This is a genomic window from Plantactinospora sp. BC1, assembly GCF_003030345.1.
Lineage (GTDB): Bacteria > Actinomycetota > Actinomycetes > Mycobacteriales > Micromonosporaceae > Plantactinospora.
Map to the genome: position 1 here is coordinate 1990225 of NZ_CP028158.1, position 23530 is coordinate 2013754.

Consider the following 23530-nt stretch of genomic DNA (forward strand, 5'->3'; position numbering starts at 1 on the left):
CTCTCAGGCGGGGTCGGGGGGTGTGTAGCGGGCGTTGCGGTCGACGGTGCGGTAGATCTCCATCCCGATGCCGGTGCGGCGCTCCTCGGCCAGGTGGCCCAGCAGCCCGGCGGCCCGGGCCAGCAGCGCGAAGCCGCGCAGCAGCTCCGGCGGCAGCCCGAGGTCGGCCAGGGCGGCGCCGCAGACCCCGGCACCGTTCAACGGCAGGGTACGACCGAGCACCCGGGAATGGACCCGGCCGATCGCCTCGAAGAGCCGCAGGTGCGGGCCGCGCAGCCCCTCCCGCTCGGCGAGCGCGATCAGCACCGGGGTACGCGGATCGTGCACCTTGTGCACCGGGTGCCCGAGTCCGGGGACGAGCCGGCGTTCGGCCCGGGCCCGGGTGACGGCGGCCAGGGCGAGGGTGTCCCAGCCGGCGTCGTCGGTCGGCAGCTCGGTCAGGTCGGTCAGCTCGGTCAGCCCGGCCAGGGTGTCGGCGAGGAACCGGCCGCAGTCCTCGGTGACGCCGAGGAACCGGGAGCCGCCGCCGAGCAGTCCGGCGGCGAGCGCCCCCTGCAACGCCTCGGGCGCGCTCTGGTAGGTGACCCGGGCGGCGATCGCGGTCGGGGTGAAACCGTGGTCGGCGAGCGAGACGAGGACCGCCTCGAAGACGCGTACCTGGGCCGGGGTGGGTCGGCGCCCGGCGACCAGCCAGAAGGCGAGTTCACCGAAGCCCACCTGGCCGATCAGCTCGGTCGCGAGGTCGTGGCCGAGCAGCCGGATGCTGTCGGCGTCGGAGGTGCCGATCGAGGTGGGGAAGCTCAGTTCTTCGTCAGCCACGCGCGGATCTCCTCGCCGTGCTCGTCGAGCCCCGGTGGGGGCAGGTCGTACCGGGGACGGGTGGCCGAGAAGGTGATCGGGTTGCGGACCATCGGCACCGCGTCGGCCCCCTCCCCCAGCGTCACCACCGGGTCGAGGCCGACCTGCTCGGCGAAGGCGACCCCGCGGTCGATGGTGTTGATCGGCGCGCACGGCACCCCGGCGGCGATCAGGTCGGCGAACCACTCGTCCCGGGTCCGGGTACGCAGCCGTTCGACCAGCAGCGGACGGAGTTCCTCGCGGTTGGCGGTACGGTCCTGGTTGCGCCCGAACCGGGGGTCGTCGACCAGTTCCGGCAGCCCCAGCACCTCGCAGAGTTTGCGGAACTGGCCGTCGTTGCCGGCGATGACGATCAGTTCCCCGTCGGCCACCGGCAGCGGCTCGTACGGGAAGAGGCTCGGGTGGGCGTTGCCCATCCGGTACGGCACCACCCCGCCGGCGACGTAGCCGCTGCTGTGGTTGACCAGTCCGGACAGCGCCGAGGAGAGCAGGTTGACCTCGACGTGCTGACCGCGACCGCTGGCCGTCCGGTGGTGCAGTGCGGCCAGGATGCCGATGTTGGCGTGCATCCCGGCCATCACGTCGAAGACCGAGATGCCGGCCCGGTAGGGCGAGCCGTCCGGGTCGCCGGTGAGGCTCATCAGTCCGGAGATCGCCTGCACCATCAGGTCGTAGCCGGGCAGCGCGGCGCCGGCGCCGGTGCCGAAGCCGCTGATCGAGGCGTAGACGATGCCGGGGTTCTCCGCCGCCACCGACTCGTAGTCGAGGCCGAACCGCCGCATGCCGCCGGGCTTGAAGTTCTCGATCATCACGTCGGCGCGGGCGGCGAGGGCGCGGGCCACGGCGAGGTCCTCCGGTGACCGCAGGTCGAGGGTGATCGACCGCTTGTTCCGGTTGATCCCGAGGTAGTAGGTGGCCACCCCGTCCCGGACCGGTGGCATCCAGGTGCGGGTGTCGTCCCCGGCCGGTCCCTCCACCTTGATCACGTCGGCGCCGAGGTCCGCCAACAGCATCGTGGCGTACGGGCCGGCGAGGATTCGGGAGAAGTCCGCCACCACCAGTCCGGCCAGCGGTCCCGGCGTGTCACCGGTACCCGGCTGATCCGCCATGCTCCTGCCTCCGTCCGTCTCGCGGACGTTTGTCCGTGCTCGCAAGTCTGTTCGCGGCCAACCACCGCTGTCAACCTCCGGGCACGAATACTGCTCGTTGACAGGCGCGAAACGCCGGGACAATAATTGCGCCACCTGTTGCGCCCGCTATACGGACGATCGTCCGCGTAGATCACTCCGCCGATGGGAGTTGGCGATGGCCACGACCGAGTCCGACCGCCCGGTGCTGCTGCGCGACGGGCTGGTGCTGACCATGGACGACGCGCACACCGTGCTGGCCGGCGGCGACGTGCTCGTGGTCGGCGACCGCATCGCCGAGGTCGGCGTCGGGCTGACCGCCCCGGACGGCGCACTGGAGATCGACGCCAGCGGCGGCATCGTGATGCCCGGGATGATCGACACCCACCGGCACATGTGGCAGACCGCGATGCGCGGCTACGGCGCCGACTGGACGCTCACCCAGTACTTCGTCTGGTACTACCTGGAGTCCGGCAAGCTCTTCCGGCCCGAGGACATCTACGCCGGCAACCTGCTCGCCGCCATCGAGGCGATCGACGCCGGGGTCACCACCACCGTCGACTGGTCGCACGGGCTACAGACCCCGCAGCACGCCGACGCCGCCGTCGACGCCCTGGAGGCGGTACCCGGCCGCTTCGTCCTCGCCTACGGCAACATCCAGCAGGGGCCGTGGGAGTGGGCGACCAGCCCGGAGTTCCGCGACTTCGTCGAGCGGCGCATCGCCGGCAAGGGCGACATGCTCGGCTTCCAGATGGCCTTCGACGTCACCGGCGACCCCGCCTTTCCGGAGCGGGCCGCCTTCGAGGTCGCCCGCGAACTCGGCGTACCGGTCACCACCCACGCCGGAGTCTGGGGCGCCACCAACGACGACGGCATCCGGCTGATGCACGAGAACGGCTTCATGACCCCGGCCAGCGTCTACGTGCACGCGGCCACCCTGACCCGGGACTCGTACAACCGGATCGCCGCCACCGGCGGCTCGGTCTCGGTCTCCACCGAGAGCGAGCAGAGCGCCGGCCAGGGCTACCCGCCCACCTGGCAGCTACGCCACCACGACATCCCGGTCTCGCTCTCCATGGACACCAGCGTCTGGTGGAGCGGCGACCTCTTCACCGCCATGCGCGCCACCCTCGGCGCGGACCGCTCCCGGGAACACCTGGAGGCGCACGGCAGGCAGGACACCATCACGCACTGCCACCTGCGTGCCGAGCAGGTGGTCGAGTGGGCCACCCGGGGCGGCAGCCGCGCCCTCGGCCTGGACGACCGGGTGGGCAGCCTGACACCGGGCAGAAAGGCGGACATCGTACTGATCAAGAACGACGACTCGCCGGTGATGTTCCCGATCCTCAACCCGTACGGCCACGTCGCCTTCCAGGCGCAGCGCGGCGACGTGCACACCGTCCTGGTCGACGGCCGGCTCGTCAAGCACCGGCACCGGCTGGTCGGCGTCGACCTCGGCCAGGCCCGGCGCGCGGTGGAGCGGACCGTCGAATACCTGATCGAGTCGATGGGGCGGGACGCCTGGGCGAAGGGCATGAACCCGGACGTCCCGGAGACGAAGGTGCGGGACAACCCGTACACGTACACCGAGTGGGACGCCGGCTCGGCCCAGTGGAAGCGCTGAACACCGGCGGCGGAGGCTAGAGCATCTCCAACGGCTGCGGGCCGCTCGGCGGCGGAAAGACCGCGTCGAGTGCGGCCAGGTCCTCCTCGCCGAGACGCAGTTCGAGTGCTCCGGCGTTCTCCCGGGTGTGCCCCGGATCCGACGAGCGGGGAATGGCGGCGACCGAGTCCTGCCGCAGCACCCAGGCCAGCGCCACCTGTGCCGGTGTGACCCGATGCCGGGCCGCGACCTCCGAGAGCTGGCCGTCGCCGAGCAGCCGGCCCTGCTCGATCGGCGAGTACGCCAGCACCGGGATCCGGTGCTCGGCCAGCCACGGCAGCAGGTCGTACTCCGGACCGCGCCGGGTCAGGTTGTAGAGGATCTGGTTCGCCGCGCAGTCGGTGCCGCCCGCCGCCATCAGGTCGACCATGTCCGACAGGTCGAAGTTGCTCACCCCCCACTGCCCGATGTCGCCCGCCGCCACCAGCTCGGCGAACGCCTCGATCGTCCCGGCCAGCGGATGGCTGCCGCGCCAGTGCAGCAGATAGAGGTCGATGTGGTCGGTGCCGAGCCGTCGCAGGCTGCGCCGACACGCCTGTACCGTGCCCTGGCGGGTGGCGTTCACCGGCAGCACCTTGTCGACCAGGAACACCTCGTCGCGGCGCCCGGCGATCGCCGACGCGACGAGTTCCTCGGCGGAGCCGCCGCCGTACATCTCGGCGGTGTCGATCATCGTCATCCCGAGGTCCAGCCCGGTACGCAGCGCCGCGATCTCGTCCTGCCGCTTCCCGGGGCTCTCCCCCAGATACCAGGTTCCCTGGCCGAGCACCGGCATCGTCCGGCCCGACGGCAACGTGATCGCGGGCATCACGACGGTCATCTGGCCTCCCGGCAGCGTGCGGACGCGTACTGACGACAGCGGCTCGCCGCCTACCCGTTGCGCCATCGGCCAAACACGTCGAGGTGGGAGTCTCGCACGGCGGATGCCGTTACCGGCCAATGGGTCGGCCCGGTCCCGAGGGGGTACGTCGGCAGCCCGGCAGCGGACGTACCCGGGAGGAGACCCGGCACCGGGCGTCGCAGGCGGCGGAAGGCGGCGGCCGGGCCCACCGGCGACCGGGGCCGCGATCCGTCGCCCGGGTGGGCCGCCCGGCCCCGGCCAGGCGCGACGGCGCCCGAGTGGACGGACGACGGAAGCCGCGTCCGCGTCCGCTCGACCACCACCCCGAGGCCGCGCCGACGGCGCCACCGCCCCGGCGGCCACGGTCCCCAGTCGATCTACCGGAGGTAGGTCCGTGCTGCTCATGGCCGGCGAGGCCACCGGGTAAAGTGGCCGTCGTGCCGGCACAAGCGGGCGTCGACCGCCACCGGAAGGGACTGCATTGACACCGCCACCGGCCACCACGTCGGGCAAGTCGATCAACCGCTCGGCCACGGCGCTCCCGCTGCTCGCGGTGCTGGCGCTGGTCGCGGTCTGGGGGCGGGACCTGCCCGTCGCGGTCGAGGTCGTCGTGGTGCTCCTGCTGGCCGGCTCGGTGCTCGCCGCGGTGCACCATGCGGAGGTCGTCGCACACCGGGTCGGAGAGCCGTTCGGCTCGTTGATCCTGGCGGTCGCCGTGACCGTCATCGAGGTGGGCCTGATCATCACGCTCATGATCTCCGGAGGCCCGGGCACGGCGTCGCTGGCCCGGGACACGGTCTTCGCGGCTGTCATGATCACCTGCAACGGCATCGTCGGACTGTCGCTGCTGGTGGCCACCGCGCGCGGCCGGGTGACGCCGTTCAACGCCGAGGGTACCGGCGCCGCGCTGGCCACCGTCCTCACCCTCGCCGTGCTCAGCCTCGTCCTGCCCACCTTCACCACCAGCACGCCGGGGCCGGAGTTCACCGGGGCCCAACTGGCGTTCGCCGCGGTGGCGTCGCTGGTCCTCTACGCCCTCTTCGTCGTGGTGCAGAACGTCCGCCACCGGGACTACTTCCTGCCGGTCGAGGACGCACCCACCCAGCGGCGACGCAAGCCCGTGCCGCCGCTCCCCGACGCCGACCCGGACGACACCGACCCGGACGACACCGACCCGGACGACGACGAGCACGCGGCGGCGCCGTCCACGCGCACCACATTGGCCAGCCTCGGGTTGCTCGTCGCCGCCCTCGTCGCGGTGGTCGGCCTGGCCAAGGTGGAGTCCACCACCATCGAGAACGCCGTCACCGGCGCCGGCCTGCCGCACGCGGTCGTCGGCGTGCTCATCGCCCTGCTGATCCTGCTGCCGGAGACCATCGCCGCGGCCCGCAACGCCCGCCGCAGGCGGGTCCAGATCAGCCTCAACCTCGCCCTCGGCTCCGCGATGGCCAGCATCGGCCTGACCATCCCGGCCATCGCGATCGCCTCGATCTGGCTCGACGGTCCACTCCTGCTCGGCCTCGGCCCGACCCAGATCGTGCTGCTGGCGCTGACCGCCGCCGTCAGCATCCTGACCGTGATGCCCGGCCGGGCGACGGTACTCCAGGGCGCCGTGCACGTCTCCGTCTGCGCCGCGTTCCTCTTCCTCGCCACCAATCCCTGAGGTGGGCCGGGTCCGCGCCTGGGTCGGGCGGAGCTGCCCGGGTCCGTTCTCGGCTGGTCAGCGCGGAGCCGGCTTGACCGCCCGGGTGGCGAAGTAGCCGGGCAGCCAGCCGGCGGTGGCGTCGGAGTGGTGCGGTGCCTCCGCGAACCCGACGACGACGAAGCCGGCGGCGAGCTGTCCGCCGATCTGCTCGGCCAGCGTGTGGCTGTACTCCAGCGGCGCGTCCGTACCCCAGAGCCGCTCGCGCTCCTCCGCCGGGACGTGCGTGAGGTCGCTGTACGGCAGCCGGTGGCGTACCACCAGCTCGCCGCGCTGGTCCAACGCCTCGTGGTCGAAGAGGAAGACGTCGGGGTTGACGAAACCGCACAGCAGCGCGCCGCCGGGGCGCAACACCCGGAAGCACTCCCGCCACACCGGGGCGAGTTCGGGTACGAAGAGGTTCGAGACCGGATTGAAGACCAGGTCGAAGGAGGAGTCGGCGAAGACCGACAGGTCGCGCATGTCGCCGAGGACCGTCCGCAACTCCAGGCCGTCCCGGCCGGCCACCATCTCGTCCTGTTCGAGCTGGCGCGGTGAGTTGTCGAAGACGGTGACCCGGGCGCCGGCGGCGGCGAGCGTCGGGCCCTGCTGGCCGCCGCCGGAGGCGAGGCAGAGCACGTCCGCGCCCGCGAGGTCGGCCGGGAACCAGGCCCGGTCGACCGGCTGGTAGCCGATCAGTACGACGGACCAGTCCCCGGCCCGCGCGTGGGCGATGGTCTCCGCCGAGACCGGGCGGGACCATTCGTTGCCCTTCTCGACCTGCCGGTCCCAGGCGGCTCGGTTGTGCGTCACCGGGTCAGGGTTCATCGCCCCACGCTAGCGGCCGGGCCGTGGATCGCCGCCTGGTTTTCCGGGCACCCGTCTTGCGGCTCCGGCTGTCCACTGTCGACGGGACAGGCCGCCCCAGGGCCGGCCCGGGTCCCGGCTGCCCGACGCCGGCCGGCGAACCGGCGGCCGGCTCGCCGTGCGGTGGGCCGACCGGTCAGACCGGGGGTAGCCCGGACGTGAGGTCGAGGGCCGTCGCGATGAGGGCGTGTGCGCGGGCGGTGAGCGCGGTGAGCAGGCCGTGGGCATGTTCGTCGCTGTGCCGGGCGGCGGCCTGGAGGGCGTGCAGGGCGCTGTCGAGCTGGTCGAGCTTGGCGTCGAGGTCCTCGGCCACGGGCTGACGCAGCGCCGCCGCGATCTCCTGCAACGGCACACCGTGCGCCTCCAGGGCACGGATCGTGGCGATCCGCTCGATCACCTCGGGGTGGTAGAGCCGGTAGTTCCCGCCGGAGCGGGCGGCGGGGGCGATGAGGTCCAGGCTGGTGTAGAAGTCGACGGTGCGCGGTGAGACGCCGGCCTGCGCGGCCACCTCCCCGATCCGCAACAAGGTCGCGTCGACGGTGCACCTCCTAGCCTCGTCCGGCGCTGTGGAAACTGTACAAGCGGCGGGCGGAACCGACCGGCGAAGGTCCCCGAAGGGCGGCGGCCACGGGGTGGCCTCCTCAGCCGCCCGACGGGGTCGAGTTCTCCGTCTCGGAGTTTTTCGTCCCGGAGTTCTCCGTCCCGGACGACTTCGTCTCGGACGACTTCACGTAGGTGGGGTGCAGGTGCACGGGCTGCGCCGCGCTGCGCTGCTGCCGGGCCCGTACCCGCAGGTTGAGGAACTCGACGAAGATGGAGAACGCGATCGGGCCGTACACGTATCCCTTGGGGATGTGCTGGTCGAAGCCCTCGGCGATCAGGCTGGCGCCGATGAGCAGCAGGAACGACAGGGCCAGCATCTTGACCGTCGGGTGCGTGTTGACGAACCGGCTGACGGCGCCGGCCGAGACCAGCATGATCACCATCGCGACGACGACGGCCGCGACCATGATGAACAACTGGTCCACCATGCCGACCGCGGTGATCACCGAGTCGAGCGAGAAGACGATGTCGAGGACCAGGATCTGGGCGATCACCGCGGCGAACGACGACGTGGCCCGGGCCGAGCGGCCGTGTTCCGCACCCTCCAGATGCTCGTGGATCTCATATGTCGCCTTGCCGAGCAGGAACAACCCACCCAGTAAGAGGATCAGGTCGCGGCCGGAGATCTCCTGCCCGAGAACCGTGAAGAGCGGTGCGGTCAGTCCGATCACCCAGGAGAGTGAGGCGAGCAGCAGCAGCCGGGTGATCAGGGCCAGGGACAGGCCGATGGTGCGGGCCCGTGCCTGCTGGTGCTCGGGCAACCGGCCGGCCAGGATCGAGATGAACACCACGTTGTCGATGCCCAGTACGACCTCCAGCAGCAGCAGCGTCGCGAACGCCACCCACAGCTCGGGGCTGCTCAAGAACTCCATGTCACCCTCGACGTCTCGGCGTGCCGGCCCGGGGTTGCCAGCGGGTGCGAAAACCATACAGTGCCACGTCCTGCTGAAGGTGAGACGGGCACGGGTCGGGGCCGACGCTCGCTCTCCCGGGATCCGGTGATGACAGAGTGTCATCACTAAGTACCTTCTGTGAGGTTTCGCGTAACCCGTCCCAATTCGTCTCGTTCTCCGGAGGTAAGGGCGGGACTCCGCGTCTGCCCTCCACCGGTACCGCGCCTGAAATTCCACGGGGGAAACGTGACGTCCATTCGGAGAACGCTGTCCATGCTGTCGGTGACACTGGTCGCCGCCGGCGCCGTACTGCACCTGCCGGCACCCGCCCTGGCCCAGCCGGGCTCCGCCAACGCCCGCGGGCTGGTGGTCGACCTCTCCGCCGACGTCGCCGGCATCGTGGTCATCGACGCGGACGCCACGATCGGCAGCGCGACCGCGCCGGCCGGTGGCGGCACCGACACCTCCACCCTGGTGGACATCTCACTGACCGGGGCGACCGGGGTGGCCGCCGACGGCACCGTCGAGGAGGTGACCGCCACCCGTGGCGCGACCGCCTCCTCCGCCTTCTCCAGCGTCAACGGCCTGAACCTGACGGTGCTCGGCATCGACGTGCTCGACGCCGGGGAGGCGAGCGCCACCGCCATCTGCCCACTGGTCGGCGCACAGACCGCCGGGACCACGCTCACCGGCCTCTCGCTCTTCGGCACCGCCGTGGTGCTGACGGCGAACGGCCCGAGCGTGCAGGGCAGCGCCGGGGTGACCGTACCGGGACTGCTCGGTGCCACCCTCAACGCGACGCTGACCCGTACCGAGACCACCACCGCGGCCGGCGCGGCGGCGACCGCCATCCTGGCCACGCTCACCCTGACCGGGACCGTGCTCGGCGAGCCGGTGACCATCCCGGTCGGCACCGTGATCGTGGCCCAGGCAACCTGTGAACGCCCGCCGGCACCCGCGCCGCCGACCGCGTCCGCGATCGACCCGGACTCCGGGCCACAGTCCGGCGGCCAGACCGTCACCATCACCGGTACCGGCTTCGCGCCCGGCGAGACCACGGTCACCTTCGACGGAGTACCCGCCACCGGCGTCACGGTGGCACCCGGCGGCACCTCGCTGACCGCCGTCACCCCGGCGAACCCGGTCGGCCCCGCCGCCGTCGTGGTCACCACCCCCGGCGGCTCGGCGGCACCGCTCGACTACACCTACCTGGCCGACGGCAGCGACGCCGACATCACCGGCCTGACCCCGACCTCCGGCCCGACCAGCGGCGGCACCACCGTCACCATCACCGGCACCGGCCTGACCGGCGCCGTCGGGGTCGACTTCAACGGCCTGCCCGGCACCGACTTCACCATCGATCCCGCCGGGACGACGATCACCGTCGTCACCCCGCCGAACCCGGCCGGCCCGGCCCTGGTCGAGGTCGTCTTCCCGGCCGGCCGGGTCACCGCGCCGACCTTCAGCTACGTCGCACCGACGATCACCTCGATCGTTCCGAACACCGGCCCGAGCACCGGCGGCACCAGCGTGACGATCACCGGTACCGGCCTCACCGGAGCCACCGGGGTCACCTTCGGGGACAACCCCGGCACCGACCTGGTGGTCGACCCGAGCGGCACCTCGCTCACCGTCACCACCCCGCCCGGCGCACCCGGCCCGGTCGACGTCACCGTGCTGATCCCCGGGGCCGACGCGGTCGCTCCGAACGGATTCACCTACCAGGCGGTCGCACCGACCGCGTCCGCGATCGACCCGGACTCCGGGCCACAGTCCGGCGGCCAGACCGTCACCATCACCGGTACCGGCTTCGTTCCCGGTGACACCACCGTCACCTTCGACGGGGTGCCGGCGACCGACGTCACCGTCGCTCCCGGCGGTACCTCGCTGACCGCCGTCACCCCGGCCAACGCGGTCGGCCCGGCCGCCGTCGTGGTCGGCACACCGGGTGGCTCGGCGGCACCGCTCGACTACACCTACCTGGCCGACGGCAGCGACGCCGTGGTGACCGGGCTCGACCCGACGACCGGCCCGACCACCGGCGGCACCACCGTCACCATCACCGGCACCGGCTTCACCGGAGCCACCGGGGTCACCTTCGACGGCGTCCCGGGGACCGGCTTCACCGTCAACCCGGCCGGGACGACGATCACCGTCGTCACCCCGCCGAACGCCGCCGGCCCGGCCGAGGTCGCCCTGACCTTCCCGGCCGGCACCGCCGACGCCGGCACCTTCGGCTACGTCGGGCCGACGATCACCTCGGTGTCGCCGCCGGCCGGGCCGAGCACCGGCGGAACCCGGGTGACGGTCACCGGTACCGGCCTGGGCGGGGCGACCGGTGTCAACTTCGGCGGCAACCCCGGCACCGACCTGGTGGTCGACCCGAGCGGTACCTCGCTCACCGTCACCGCCCCGCCCGGCACACCCGGCACGGTGGACGTGACGGTGCTGCTGCCCGGCGAGGACGCCGTCGCCGAGGACGGCTTCACCTACCAGGCCGTGGTGCCGGTGATCGAGACGGTCGACCCGGGTCAGGGGCCCGCCACGGGCGGAACGGTCGTGACCGTCGGCGGCAGCGGCTTCGTACCGGGGCAGACGACGGTGACCATCTGCGGGCGTACCATCCCGGCGAGCGCCGTGACGGTCGCCCCGGACGGCACCTCGCTGACGTTCCGCACTCCGGCCTGCCCGACCGGGGACGCCGCGATCACCGTCGGCACGCCGGGCGGCGTCTCCAACACGCTTTTCTTCCGGTACGTCGGGGCGCTCCCCGTCACCGGTGATCCGGTGATCTCGCTGGTCGGGGTCAGCGCCGCCGTGACGGCTCTCGGGGTCGTCCTGCTGCTGCTCGGCCGCCGACGCCGCAGCGGGCACGCTGTCGGCTGAGCGGAGCCGAAGACGTCGCGGGCCCCGGGATGCAGCCATCCCGGGGCCCGCGTCGGGCTGCACCGGAATGCCTAACCGGCTAACGGCCGGCGGCACGCGCAGAGCGTGTCCTGTCCGGCGATTCCGCGCTCGGTAGTCCGCTCGGTGGTCCGCTTGGTGGTCCGCTCGGCGGTGTTCGGGCGCCGAAGGGCGCTCAGGTCAGGGCGGAGGGCAGCGGGTCTTCGGCGCCCGGAAGCGGGGCGTGCCCGGGGTGCCGGCCGCGCCGGTCGGCGGGAAGCGCCGGCAACCGGGTCGCGGTGGCGGGGACGACCTCGTCCTCGCCGATCCGGCCGAGCAGGTAGCGACTGGTGTCGTCGAGCCGCAGTACCCGGACCCCGGGCCGGTCGTGCAGCCAGCGTCGGACGGTGGCTGCGGCGTACCACCGGTTGATTCGGCGTACCGGTGCCAGACTCCGACCGAAGGGCAGTAGGACCGGCGGCGTGGCGTGCCAGACCGAGGCGCCGTCGAACTGGACGCGCAGCCGTCGACCGCGCAACCGGCGTGGCCGGTGCACCAGCAGGGTCCGCTGGTCGTGCGTTCGCTGCCCGGTGACTATCCGGAAGTAGTGCTCGGCGGCGCACTGGCCGTCGCCGGAGAGCACCGACCACGCCCGGGTGTCGCCGTCGGGCAGTACGCCGACGTCGCCGCGCAGTGCCGCGCCCAGCTCGCGCAGGCCCAGGGCCGTCGGACGACGGGCGAGCCGGCTGCCGAGATGGTCGGCCAGCAGCACGAGCCGGAACACCGCCAGGCGGTGCCGGGGCTCGGTCGAGCGCAGGTAGCGGACCAGTCCGCCGATGCGGTGCCGGGTGCGTGTCGCGGTGCCGAGCAGCCGGTCGGAGGCGCCCCGGCCGCGCGTGGCGTCCGCCTCGGGGACCAGCCGGAGCCGGTGCCCGGCGTCCCAGAGCGAGCGGGCGAGCATCAGGTCGTTCCCGTAGAGCGGAAAGCGTTCGTCGAGAATCCCGTCCGGCTCCAGCACCTGGCGGCGGAGCAGCAGGCAACCGGGGGTGCCGAACGGCCGGGCCCCGGACAGGTCGTCGGCATCCGGCCGGGGCCGGTCGAGCGCCGAGCGGAAACCCGGGAGCCGACGTCGCGGGGCGCCGACGGCGAGTACGGCGGGAAAGCTCGGCACCCAAAGGTGGTGCTGCCGCTCCGTGGCATCCGGGTGCAGACAGCGCGGGCTGACTCCGGCGGCGTCGGCGCGGTCACGGAGAAAGCCGACCATGGTGTCCAGGGCGCCGGGGTGCAGTCTGACGGCGCTGGTGAGCAGCAGGATCAGCTCCCCGCCGGCCTGCCGGTACGCCTGGTTCACCGCCGCGGCGTAGCCGACGTTGCGCTCGTTGCGGATGAGCCGTACCCGTGGGTCCCCGGCCAGCAGCTCGGCGGACCCGTCCGTCGAGGCGTTGTCGACCGCGACCACCTCGATCGGGACGGCGTCGGTGCGGGCGGCCCAGAGCGCGTCGAGGCAGCGACGGGTCTCGTCCCGGCTGTTCCAGATGACCAGCAGCACCGAGACGGTCGGGCCGCTCACGGCCGCCCCGCTGCCGCGATGGTCAGCACGGTCGGTCTGCCTGGTCCGGTGGTCGTCGAGCGTGGCACCACCCGTTTGCTCCGCACCGCAACGATTCTAATCGCGACAAATCTGGCATAAGTAACTAATCAGGTAAGCGGCCGATCGGGCTCGGTACTCGACGACGACAGCGCGGACGTCAGCCGAGGCGCTGCCGGATCGCCCGCAGGTAGGCGAGGTTGTCCCGGAGCCGGTCCTCCAACGGCAGGACCGTGGAGAAGTCCTCGACGGTCACCCACCCCTCGTAGCCGTGCCGGTGCAGCGCCCGCAGGTACGCCTCGACGTCGGCCTGCCCGTCGCGCAGCGTCGCCCACTCCTCGGTCCAGATCGACGAGCCGTCCGGGGTGTAGCCGGTACGGTGCCAGGCGGCATTCTTGACGTGCACGTGCGCGAGGTACGGGCCGAGCATCTGGAAGCCGGCGAGGTAGTCCTCCCGCCCCTCGACGACGAGGTTGCCGAGGTCGTGGATGACGCCGACGGCGGCCGGGTCGAGCCCGTCGACCAGCCGGATCGCGGCGGAGGCCGAGGCGACGACGGTGCGGTGGTGCAGCTCGACCAGGGCCGTGACGCCGTGCCGCGCGGCGCGTCCGGCCACCCACTCCAGGTCCCGACGGGTGGCGGCGAAGAGCTCCCGGTAGTCGGCCCGGGAGAGCGCCGGCATGGTCACCCGGACCCGTCCGGCACCGAGCCACGCGGTGGCGGCCAGCATCCGTTCGACGCCCGGCCGATCGTGGCAGGGGACGTATCCTCCCAGGGCGGAGAAGTCCAGCCCCGCCTCCCGGGTGAGCCGGGCGATCGCCGGCAGGCTCTCCTCCAGCCCGGTCAGCGGCCAGGTCGCCCGGTTGCCGGCCCAGAAGCCGGGATCGGGGGCGTCGTCCTGGTCGGTGATCCGCCACTCGACACCGTCCCAGCCCTGATAGGCGAGGATCGCCGTCACCTCGGCCGGCGTCCACTCCGGGGTCGACGCGGTGAAGACCGAAAACCTCATCGCCGGCTCTCCCACTCCCGCTGCTCTCCCATCGACTCCGCCGACCACCCCGGCCGCTGTGCCGGCGCACCGGCGGGCTGGACGACCGAGGAGGCCAACGCCGACCCGGCCGGGCCGCCCACCGGCCCCGTCGTCACCGGTACGTCGTCGAACGCTCCCCGGGCCACCTCGTCGACCGGGATCGGCCGGCCCAGCGTCGCGGCGAGATAGACCGCCCTGACCAGGGCCAGCGCGGCGAACCCGTCCTCGACCCGGATGCTCGGCCGGCGCCCGCCGTCGATCGCCGCGACGATGTCGGCGTACTGCCGCAGGTGACCGAGGACGAAACTGTCCGGCGGCTTCGCCGCGCCGCGCAGCTCCGCCGCCGGCAGCACCCCGGCCGCCTGGTTGCCCGGCTCGGCCGGTTCGTCCGGGCCGCTCGATCCGTCCGGGCCGGTCCCCTCGGCGGCGTGCAGATACTCCAACTGGTCGTCGTCGAGGACCGCCGAGCCACGGGTGCCGTGGATCTGGAGCCGGGCCGAGAGCCCCGGATAGGCACCGGTGCTGGCGTGCAGTACGGCGAGGGCGCCGGAGGCGAACCGGACGGTCGCCACCGCCACGTCCTCGACCTCGATGCGCTGGTGGGCGAGTCGGGAGGTGTACCCGAACACCTCGGTCGGCGGCCCGAGCAGCCAGCGCAGCAGGTCGACGGTGTGCACCGCCTGGTTCATCAGCGCGCCGCCGCCGTCCAGCGCCCAACTGCCGCGCCAGTCCGCCGAGTCGTAGTAGCGCTGGCTGCGCCACCAGGCGACGGAGGCGACCGCCGAGGTGATCCGGCCGAGCCGGCCCGCCGTCACCGCCCGGTGCACCGCGAGGCTGGCCGGGTCGAAGCGGTGCTGGCTGATCACCGAACAGACGAGTCCCCGGGTCTCGGCCTCGGCGGCCAGCCGGGCGAGCCGGCGGGCCCGGGGCAGGGAGACGTCCAACGGCTTCTCGATCACGACGTGCCGGCCGGCGCCGAGCGCCTCCTCGGTGAGACCGGCGTGCGTACCGCTCGGGGTGCAGACCACGACCAGCCCGATCTCCTGCTTGGCGAGCGCGTCGGTCAGCGACTCGTACCGGGCCGGCGGCTCGGCGCCGCTCTCCGCCGCCACCCGCTCGGCGAGCGCGCGACCGGCCGGCGGCGCCGGGTCGACGACACAGCCGACCCGCAGCCGGGGGTGCCGGAGGATGGCGGCGGCGTGGTTGCGCCCGATGACACCGCCGCCGACGATGGCGACCGGGATCGGCGGGAGGCTCGCGCCCGGCTCCGCGCCGGTACCGGTACGTCTGGTCGTCACTTGACCCCTCCCGCCGTGAGTCCGCTGATCAGGTAGCGCTGGAAGACGAGGTAGAGCAGCACCACCGGGGCGGCGCAGACGAGCGCGGCGGCCATCAGCTGGCCGTACACCGGGATGGCCCCGCCCTCCTGGGTGGCGCCGAACACCTGCAACGCCACCGCCGCCGTGCGGGTCTCGGGGTTGGTCAGCACCGACGCGAAGAGCACGTCGTTCCAGCCGAGCAGCAGCGCGAAGATGCCGGCGACCACCAGGCCCGGCCAGCTCAGCGGCAGGATGACCCGGGTCAGCACCTGCCAGGCGGAGGCGCCGTCGACCCGGGCGGCCTCGTCCAGTTCCGGTGGCAGCCCGCGCAGATAGGTCACCATGACCCAGGTGGAGAAGGGCAGCGCGAAGGTCAGGTAGGTGACGAACAGCGCCCACCGGGTGCCGATGACCGGGACCCCGAGCAGTTGCGCGGCGCTGGCGAAGAGCACGAAGACCGGCAACAGCATCAGGGTGCCCGGGATGCTCTGTAGGGCGAGCAGGCCGCGCAGGATGGCCAGCCGGCCCCGGAAGGCGTACCGGACCAGCACGTACGCGCTGCCGAGCGCGACGAACGCGCAGACTGCGGCCACCGCACCGGCCACCAGCAGGCTGTTGACCAGTCCCCGGCCCAGCTCCACCGTCGACCAGATCCGCAGGTAGTTGCCGAGGTCGGGGCTGCTGGGCAGGAAGGAGCCCTCGGCCACCGAGAGGTCGGAGCTGACCGAGGCGAAGACCATGTAGAGCACCGGGGCGAGGACCACGACCAGCAGTACGCCGAGGACGAGTACCCGCAGCGGCGCCGGCAGCAGCCGGTGGACCGCGCCGCTGCCACCACCGGGGCGGTGCCGGGGCCCGGCGGTGCCACCGGCACGTCGTGTCGCGGCGACCGCGCCCCGGGTCGTCGTCTCCTCCCGGACCGTCATGCCCGGCTCCCCTCGGCCGCGCCGTCGGTGCCGACGTCGAGCCGGACCGCGCGCAGGTAGACGGCGAGCGGGACGGCGATCAGCACCAGGGAGAGCACCGCCATCGCCGCGCTGAGCCCGAACCGGAAGTTCTGGAAGCTCTCCACATAGGTCAGCACCGGCAGCACCTCCGCGTCCCGGGGGCTCGGCACGCCGAAGAGCACGAACGGCAGCGTGAAGTTGTTGATGTTGTGCAGGAACGCGATGATCACGGCGAGCGAGACCGGCCCCCGCAGGTGCGGGAAGATCACATACCGCAGCTTGGTCCACCAGCCGGCCCCGTCGAGCGCGGCGGCCTCGTGCAGCACCGGATCGACCGCCTGGAGGCCGGCGAGGGCGAGCAGGTAGAGCAGCGGCCAGCTCGCCCAGATCTGCACCACCACCAGGGCCCAGAAGCTGCGCGGCCCGTTCAGCCACAGCCCGCCGTCGACGCCGAGCCGGGCCAGCAGTGCGTTGGCCACCCCATCGGGCTGGAGGATGATCCGCCAGACGGTGCCGACGACGAACGCCGGCAGGACGTACGGGACGAGGAAGAGCGAGCGGACGAGTCCCCGACCCCGGAACCGGTCCTGGCTGGCGAGTGCCGCGGCGACTCCGATCGGCAGGGTCAGCACGGTGACGAGCGCCGCGTACGAGGTGCTGAGCACGATGGCGTGCACCGCCCCGGAGGCGCGTACCGCCTCGGTGTAGTTGCCCAGCCCGACGAAGGGCGCCCGCACCCACTGCCGGAACGAGTACTGGTCGAGGTCGAGCAGGGAGATGTGCAGCGCCACCGCCAGCGGCACCACGACCACCAGGACGGTCAGCGCCGCCCCGGGTGCGAGCATCCACAGCGGACGATGCCGCCGCACCCTGCGGTGTGGCGGGGCGGCTGCCGGCATCACTTCGCCTTGTCGAGCGCCGCCTGCGCGGACGACTGCGCCTGGGCCAGCAGGGTGTCGAGCCGGCCGTCGTCGACCCGGCCGGCCGAGAGCCCGGGTACGGACTGCACCACCACGTTGACCAGGGCCAGCTGCACCTGGCTCCACGCCCCGCTGAACGGGGTCGCCACCGACCTCGCCGACGAGTCGACCATCGCGGCCAGTGCCGGGTCGGCCTGCAACGCCGCCGCCGCGCTCGCGTCGGTGGGCAGCTCGCCGAAGGTCTCGTAGTAGCGGCGCTGCTGCTCCGGGCTGGTCAGCAGCTTCACCAGCGCCAGGGCCAGGTCGCGGTGTCTGGTGTATTTGGCCACCACCAGGTTGTCCCCGGAGAGGATGCTGGTGGCGTCCTGCCCGTCGGCGGGCCGGGTGGTGGCGCCGGGCGGAACGGTCGGCATGACCGCGTAGCCGTACTTGCCGGCCACGGCGGAGGCGTCGAGGGTGACCTTTGAGGTCGCCGAGACCATCGGCAGGAAGGCGGCCTTTCCGGCGCCGAAGGCCGCGATCGCCTGGGCGTTCTTCCAGCCGACGGCGGCGGGGGCGACCACCTTGTCGGTCGCCAGCCAGCCGAGATACGTCTGGTAGGCGGTACGCACCACGGGGTCGTCGAGCCGGGCCCTGCCGTCGTCGACCAGCGGGTTGCCCGCCTGGAGGCTCATCGCCCAGATGAACTTCCACGGGTCGTAGCTGTCGGCGTAGGCGACCGCCATCCCGTGACGGCCGCCGGTGGTGAGCCGCTTCGCCTGCTCACGCAGCCCGTCCCAGCTCTCCGCCGGCCTGTCGATCCCGGCCGCCGCCAGCAGTTCCCTGTTGTACGCCATCACGAACGGCCGGGTGGTGAACGGTACCCCCACCTCGTGGTCCCGGTCGGGGCCGGAGATGCCGAGCGTCGCCGGCAGGAACCGGTCCCGGCCGCCGAGCCTGGTCCAGTCGTCCGGGGTCAGTTCGAGGAACGCCCCGGTGGCGTAGACGGTGGGGGTGAAGGTGGTGCCGATCGCGTAGATGTCCGGGCCCTGCCCGGAGAGCACGGAGGTCTGAATCTTCGTCAGCTCGTCGTTGGGGGTGGCGAACGTTTCGAAGTTCACCTTCGCCCCGGACTCGCGCTCGAATGCGGCGGAGATGTCGCCGAACCATTTCCGCTGTTGTTCCGGATAGATGCTGTTGGCCCCGATGAGGACGTTGAGGGTCTCTCCCCCGCTGGTCGAGCCGCTGTCGGAACCACAGCCGGTCAACGTCGCGGCAAGGACGACCGCGCCGGACAGCGCGCCGAGGATTCTTTTCGCTGTCATGTTGCCTGCTCCTCGTGAGGAAATGCAGATAGCCGGAATGCGCCGCGACGAAAGCGGGCATCCAGGTATTTACATCGGCGACGGACTAGGGCGACCGTAACAGTCTGGCAATCTGGTGGCAATCGTTTGCCAACTTTTGCCACCTGTGCTTGTCTGTGCTTCGTGGACAGTCCTCGGCCAGCCAAGCGCAGCCGCCCGGTCACCATCACCGACATCGCCGCGCTCACCGGCGTGGCGCCGTCCACGGTCTCCCGGGCCCTCACCCGGCCCGGTCGGGTCAACCCGGTCACCCGGGAGCGGATCGAGGCGGCGGCCAGGCAGCTCAACTACGTACCGAACTCGCAGGCCAGGGCGTTGACCTCCGGCCGGACCCGGACGATCGCCGTACTCGTCTCCGGGGTGACCAACCCGTTCTACTTCGGCATCATCCGCGGCACCCAGCAGGAACTGAAGGCCGCCGGGTACGCGCACCTGCTGATCGACGTCGAGGACTCCGGCGAACTCGAAACCCAGATGCTGCACCGGATGCGGCAGTCCCTCGACGGCGCGATCCTGGCCGCGTCCCGGCTCTCCGAGCGGGAACTGATCGGCCTCGCCGCCGAGATACCCCTGGTCACCATCAACCGGGAGGCGCGCGGGGTGCCGAGCGTCGTGATCGACACCCCGGCCGGGATCGGTCAGGCGGTCGAGCACCTGATCTCGCTCGGGCACCGCGACATCGTCTACGTCTCCGGCCCGGAACGCTCCTGGCCCAGCGAGGCCCGCTGGCAGGCCATGCGGGCCACCGCCGCCGGTCACGGCCTCCAGGTACGCCGGGTCGGGCCCTTCCCGCCGGAACGGCCCTCCGGGTCCGCCGCCGCCGACGCCGTGGTCAACACCCGGGCCACCGCCTGCATCGCCTTCAACGACCTGCTCGCCATCGGCATGCTCACCCGGCTGCGAGACCGGGGCGTCCGGGTACCCGAGGACCTCAGCGTGGTCGGCTGCGACGACATCTTCGGCGCCGACTTCTGCAACCCGCCGCTGACCACCCTGACCGCCCCGATCGACCAGGCCGGTCGGGTCGCGGTGGCCATGCTGCTCTCCCGGCTCGTCGAGCGCAGCACTCCGCACCCGCCACGCCGCTCGGTGGTGCTCCCCACCCACCTCACCGTCCGGCAGTCCACCGGACCGGCCCCGGCCGAGGCCGGCCGGCCCTGACACCGGCCGGCGCGGGTCGCGGTACCGGATGCCAGTGGGGATCGGCATGATGTGTGGCGCGGGCGACGGCCGGTCCGTGTGCCGGGTGCGTTTCCCGGCCGCCCCTCCCCCGGCTGTCGTGGTTCGGGGGCGTCCCGGCCGGTCGCTTCGGGCAGAGCCGGACCAGACGACGGAACGAGGGTGAGCGTCGGTGTTCGAGACGGCGGGCCGCTCCCGGTGGGGGCGGGCGGGTGAGCGGATCGTCGACTGGCTCCGGGTGCCGAGCGTGCGGCGGGCCGTACTGGTGACCGCGGTACTCACCGGCTGCTTCGTCTGGGTCATGGTCGTGGTCGGATTCTCCTTCGCCCTGGTCGAGCACGGCGCCCGGCACTGGTGGCTGATGCTCCCCTTTGGCCTGCTCGTCCCGCTGGTCGCGCTGGCCGCCGTACGCGCCGTCCCGACCGTCGCCCGGTCCAGCAGCCGGCCGCACGGGGCGGTTCCGCCCTCGGCGGCGCCGTCCGTCCGGCACGACGGATCCGCTCCGGCCGGGGAGACCACCGTGCCGCCGGCCGGTGGCGACGCCGCCGAGGCGCCGGCAACCGAACCGGTACCGCCGGACGGCTCGTCCCGCCGGCTGCCGGTGGAGCCGCTGAGCCAGCGGGAACTTCAGGTGCTGGCCCAGTTGGCCGCCGGCCGCTCCAACCGGGAGATCGCCAACGCGCTGTACGTCGCGCCCGGCACCGTCAAGGCACACCTCAACCGCATCTTCCGCAAGCTGGAGGCGGCGAGCCGGCTCCAGGCGGTCCTGCACGCCCGCCAGGCGGGCCTGCTGGACCGGGTCGACGACGGAATAAACCCCCGCTGAACCCCCGGCATGGCCATTTGGCAGACGCGGTCCAGACCGTCGGCTGCCTAGCGTCGGGCCCCTGCGTTCGATCCCACCGGAGCACGGTCCGCCGAGGCGGATCGCGACCGCTCCGAGTGACCGGAAGACGAGGAGCCCGCCGCCACCATGAGATGCGATGCCGAGCCGAGCCAGCCCCCCGCACGCCCGCCGGAGACCTTCGGACGCGCCGCCGCCGTTGCCGCCGGGTCGGCGCCACCACCCGGGCGCGGGACGGGAGGACCGCGATGAGGACGGTCACCCCCGCCGGAAGTACCCGGACATGGCTGCCACCGCTCGCGCTGGCCGTGGCGTTCGTCGCCGTCGTCGAGGGACTCTCCCTGGTGGAGTTCCTTCCGGTCCCGGTCGCGCTGCTCGTCGCGCTCGGTTGGGGGGTCGGGATCGGCCTGCTCGCCACCTGGCTGCGCGGCAGGGCGACGCTGGCCGCCTGGCTGGAGGACGGCCTCGTCGCCCTCGGCGTCGTGACGATGGCGCTGTTCGCCTTCGGCGGTGCGGCCGGGCTCCTGATGCTCGACGCCGCACTGGAGAGCCCCACGCTGACCGGGCAGACCCTGGTGCTGATGTTCCTGCCGAGCATCCCGGTCGCGATCCTCGGGAACGTCCCGACCGAACTGGTCGTCATTCCGATGCTGCTCGTCCTCGGCTGGCGACCGGGAAGGCGGCGGATCCTCATCGTCGTCGCCGCGGCGCTGTACTTCGTACACCGGGTCTGGACCTATCTGGTCTTCTCCTCCGCCCGGCTGGACTTCGCCGAGACGGAGCGCTCCACGACGCCGCTGACCGAGGCGGAACGCGAGCGGCTCGGCTCGGCCCTGCACGTCGACGACCCTCGCTGGATACTCAACCTGGTCATCTTCGCGGTCTTCCTGCTGGCCGCGCACTTCTCCCGGGTACGGGAACCGCGAACCCCGGCCCGGTCCGTCGGGTCGTAGCGGGACTGGTCGCCGCTGGTCGGGCTGGCCCGGCCAGCGGCGCCCTGCAACAGGAGTTCGACGCCGGATCGTCGATGTCACGACACCTGTAGATAGACCGACTTCACTGTAGTCAGTAGCTTTTCACTGCTGCCCGCTATCGGTCCATCTCGGAGGTCCGGCATGTCCAGGCGATTGACCGCGCTCCTCGTGGGCGCCCTCGTCGTATCCGGTCAGGGGGTCGGCACCGGCGCGCATGCCGACGGTCCCCCGGCCGGCACCGTCGACCTTCCGATGGTCGCGCCCGAGGCCCCCAACCTGGCCGGCCAGGGACAACTGGCGGTGACCCTGGTCAGCACCGCCACCGTGGACGCCAGCCGGATCGACCCCGGAACGGTACGGCTCGGCCCGGTCGGGTCGGTCGACAACGGCGGCGCCACGGTCGCCCGCTGGGTCGGTGGCGGCTTCCTCAGCACCGTGACCGACGTGAACGCCGACGGCCGGCCGGATCTGCGGCTCTTCTTCGACAAGGAGGTGCTGCGGAGCACCGGGCAGCTCGGCGCCGCCAGTACCGCGCTGACCGTCACCGGTCGACTCCCCGACGGCCGGCCGGTACGCGGCTCGGACGGCGTGGCGCCCGCCGTCGTACTCGAGGTCAAGTTCGCGGAGACGGCGGCGGTACGCGGCACGGACCGCGCCCTGCGCAGCGAGCGGGGTCGCGACCTCGCCCCGGTCCGGACCGTCCTGGACCGGCACCGCGCCGTCGAACTCAGCCCGCTGCTGCCGGCGCAGACACTGACCCGGCTCGCCGGCGCGGCGGCGACGGCGCGAGCCCGCTCCGGCCGGGCCGTTCCGGACATGGCCTCCTGGTATCACCTGACCCTGCCCGCCGGGGCGGACGTGTCGGCGGCACTGCGCGACCTGCGGGCCCTGCCCGACGTGGCGTACGCCTATCCGGCGCCGGAGCCGGCACCGCCGCCCGCCACCCCCGACTTCACCTCGATGCAGGGCTACCAGCGGCCGGCGCCGCAGGGCGTCGACGCCGACCACGCCCGGCAGGACCCCCGGGCCCGGGGCGCGGGGATCCGGATCGTCGACCTGGAATACGACTGGAACCCCTTCCACGAGGACCTTCAACTGGACTGGTCCAGCGACCTCGGCGGCACCCAGTTCCCCCGCAACACCAGCTTCGCCGACGAGCACGGCACGGCGGTCTTCGGCGAACTCGTGGCCCGGGAGAACGGCTACGGGGTGACCGGTGGCGTACCGGACGCCGAGATGTTCGGCATCTCGCCGATGCAGCGGCTCAGCAGTGGCCAGACGAGCTACCGGCCGGCGGCAGCGCTGTCGCACCTCGCCCAGTTCCTCCGGCCCGGCGACGCGGTGCTGATCGAGCAGCAGACCTCCGGCCCGAACGGCGGCACCCGGTACGTGCCGGCCGAGTGGGTGCAGTCGGTCTTCGACGCGACGGTGCTGCTCACCCGGCTCGGCGCGGTGGTGGTGGCGACCGGCGGCAACGGGGGCGAGAACCTCGACGCTCCGGAGTTCCAGGGCCGGTTCGACCGGTCGGTACGCGACTCCGGCGCGATCATGGTCGGCGCCGGTTCGTCGACGAACCGGTCCCGGCTGAACTTCTCGGTCTACGGCTCCCGGCTCGACCTCCAGGGCTGGGGGCAGAACATCACCACCACCGGCAGCAACGGCAACCTCCAGGGCGGCACCAGCCCGGCGAACCGCGACATCCGCTACACCCGGTCGTTCGGCGGCACCTCCGGCGCCGGGCCGATCGTCACCGGTGCGGTGGTGGCGATCCAGTCCTACCTGAAGGCGACCGGCCGACCGGTGCTGACCGCCACGGCGGTGAGCAGCCTGTTGAAGAGCACCGGCACACCGCAGGGCGGCGACACCACCCAGCGGATCGGGCCGCTGCCTGACCTGCGGGCCGCCCTCGGGGCCGTCCCGGTGTCGAGGGCGGCCTCGACCACTGCGGCCGACTGAGCGCCGTCGACCCC

19 protein-coding genes are annotated in these 23530 nt (G+C 72.6%); 7 read left to right on the forward strand and 12 right to left on the reverse strand.

Annotated features, from left to right (window positions below; all coding sequences use genetic code 11):
• Positions 1-3: 3 nt before the first annotated feature.
• Together C6361_RS08455 and C6361_RS08460 are read right to left on the reverse strand one after the other, a co-directional pair.
• Positions 4-819 (reverse strand): citryl-CoA lyase, encoded by an 816-nt coding sequence (locus tag C6361_RS08455; RefSeq protein WP_107267380.1) that lies wholly within the window; start codon positions 817-819, stop codon positions 4-6.
• Positions 801-1967: a CaiB/BaiF CoA-transferase family protein gene (locus C6361_RS08460; protein ID WP_107256953.1), complete on the reverse strand. Its 1167-nt coding sequence runs from the start codon at positions 1965-1967 to the stop codon at positions 801-803. Before C6361_RS08460 ends, C6361_RS08455 begins: the two co-directional genes overlap by 19 nt.
• A gap of 196 nt (positions 1968-2163) precedes the next feature.
• Between C6361_RS08460 and C6361_RS08465 the strand changes: the two genes are divergently transcribed.
• Positions 2164-3609: an amidohydrolase family protein gene (locus C6361_RS08465; protein ID WP_107267381.1), complete on the forward strand. Its 1446-nt coding sequence runs from the start codon at positions 2164-2166 to the stop codon at positions 3607-3609.
• Positions 3610-3625: 16 nt separating this feature from the next.
• On the opposite strand, the gene C6361_RS08470 is transcribed toward C6361_RS08465, so the two are convergent.
• Positions 3626-4468 (reverse strand): aldo/keto reductase, encoded by an 843-nt coding sequence (locus C6361_RS08470; RefSeq protein WP_107256957.1) that lies wholly within the window; start codon positions 4466-4468, stop codon positions 3626-3628.
• A 502-nt stretch (positions 4469-4970) separates the two neighbouring features.
• On the opposite strand from C6361_RS08470, the gene C6361_RS08475 reads away from it, so the two are divergent.
• Positions 4971-6152 (forward strand): calcium:proton antiporter, encoded by a 1182-nt coding sequence (locus C6361_RS08475; protein ID WP_234359408.1) that lies wholly within the window; start codon positions 4971-4973, stop codon positions 6150-6152.
• Positions 6153-6209: 57 nt separating this feature from the next.
• Here C6361_RS08475 and C6361_RS08480 read toward each other — a convergent pair whose 3' ends face one another.
• The 3 genes from C6361_RS08480 to C6361_RS08490 form a co-directional block, all read right to left on the reverse strand.
• Positions 6210-6998, reverse strand: coding sequence for a class I SAM-dependent methyltransferase (locus tag C6361_RS08480; RefSeq protein WP_107267382.1), 789 nt, complete (start codon positions 6996-6998; stop codon positions 6210-6212).
• 175 nt (positions 6999-7173) lie between these two features.
• Positions 7174-7545 (reverse strand): MerR family transcriptional regulator, encoded by a 372-nt coding sequence (locus tag C6361_RS08485; RefSeq protein ID WP_199853296.1) that lies wholly within the window; start codon positions 7543-7545, stop codon positions 7174-7176.
• Positions 7546-7678: 133 nt separating this feature from the next.
• Entirely contained in the window at positions 7679-8512 is an 834-nt protein-coding gene (locus C6361_RS08490; protein WP_107267384.1) for a TerC family protein, read from the reverse strand.
• A 294-nt stretch (positions 8513-8806) separates the two neighbouring features.
• Between C6361_RS08490 and C6361_RS08495 the strand changes: the two genes are divergently transcribed.
• The gene (locus C6361_RS08495; protein ID WP_107267385.1) at positions 8807-11419 is read left to right on the forward strand and encodes an IPT/TIG domain-containing protein; all 2613 of its coding nucleotides are present in this window, start codon (positions 8807-8809) and stop codon (positions 11417-11419) included.
• Positions 11420-11612: 193 nt separating this feature from the next.
• Here C6361_RS08495 and C6361_RS08500 read toward each other — a convergent pair whose 3' ends face one another.
• The 6 genes from C6361_RS08500 to C6361_RS08525 form a co-directional block, all read right to left on the reverse strand.
• Positions 11613-12986, reverse strand: coding sequence for a glycosyltransferase family 2 protein (locus C6361_RS08500; protein WP_107267386.1), 1374 nt, complete (start codon positions 12984-12986; stop codon positions 11613-11615).
• Positions 12987-13164: 178 nt separating this feature from the next.
• Entirely contained in the window at positions 13165-14013 is an 849-nt protein-coding gene (locus C6361_RS08505) for a sugar phosphate isomerase/epimerase (RefSeq protein ID WP_107270825.1), read from the reverse strand.
• On the reverse strand, positions 14010-15332 hold the full coding sequence (locus C6361_RS08510; protein WP_107267387.1) for a Gfo/Idh/MocA family protein: 1323 nt from the start codon (positions 15330-15332) through the stop codon (positions 14010-14012). Before C6361_RS08510 ends, C6361_RS08505 begins: the two co-directional genes overlap by 4 nt.
• Positions 15329-16279 carry a carbohydrate ABC transporter permease gene (locus C6361_RS08515; RefSeq protein ID WP_107267388.1) on the reverse strand — a complete coding sequence of 317 codons (951 nt, stop codon included), beginning with the start codon at positions 16277-16279 and terminating at the stop codon, positions 15329-15331. The genes C6361_RS08510 and C6361_RS08515 overlap by 4 nt, the downstream gene beginning before the upstream one ends.
• Entirely contained in the window at positions 16276-17145 is an 870-nt protein-coding gene (locus C6361_RS08520) for a carbohydrate ABC transporter permease (RefSeq protein WP_234359409.1), read from the reverse strand. Before C6361_RS08520 ends, C6361_RS08515 begins: the two co-directional genes overlap by 4 nt.
• Before the next feature lie 53 nt (positions 17146-17198).
• Positions 17199-18524: an ABC transporter substrate-binding protein gene (locus tag C6361_RS08525; RefSeq protein WP_107267390.1), complete on the reverse strand. Its 1326-nt coding sequence runs from the start codon at positions 18522-18524 to the stop codon at positions 17199-17201.
• A 162-nt stretch (positions 18525-18686) separates the two neighbouring features.
• Here C6361_RS08525 and C6361_RS08530 point away from each other — a divergent pair, with 162 nt between their 5' ends.
• The 4 genes from C6361_RS08530 to C6361_RS08545 all read left to right on the forward strand — a co-directional run bounded on the left by C6361_RS08530 (position 18687) and on the right by C6361_RS08545 (position 23516).
• Positions 18687-19724: a LacI family DNA-binding transcriptional regulator gene (locus C6361_RS08530; RefSeq protein WP_107267391.1), complete on the forward strand. Its 1038-nt coding sequence runs from the start codon at positions 18687-18689 to the stop codon at positions 19722-19724.
• 190 nt (positions 19725-19914) lie between these two features.
• On the forward strand, positions 19915-20568 hold the full coding sequence (locus tag C6361_RS08535; RefSeq protein WP_107267392.1) for a response regulator transcription factor: 654 nt from the start codon (positions 19915-19917) through the stop codon (positions 20566-20568).
• A gap of 266 nt (positions 20569-20834) precedes the next feature.
• Positions 20835-21539 carry a hypothetical protein gene (locus C6361_RS08540; protein WP_107267393.1) on the forward strand — a complete coding sequence of 235 codons (705 nt, stop codon included), beginning with the start codon at positions 20835-20837 and terminating at the stop codon, positions 21537-21539.
• Between the two features lie 162 nt (positions 21540-21701).
• The gene (locus tag C6361_RS08545; protein ID WP_159079246.1) at positions 21702-23516 is read left to right on the forward strand and encodes a S8 family serine peptidase; all 1815 of its coding nucleotides are present in this window, start codon (positions 21702-21704) and stop codon (positions 23514-23516) included.
• Positions 23517-23530 lie beyond the last annotated feature (14 nt).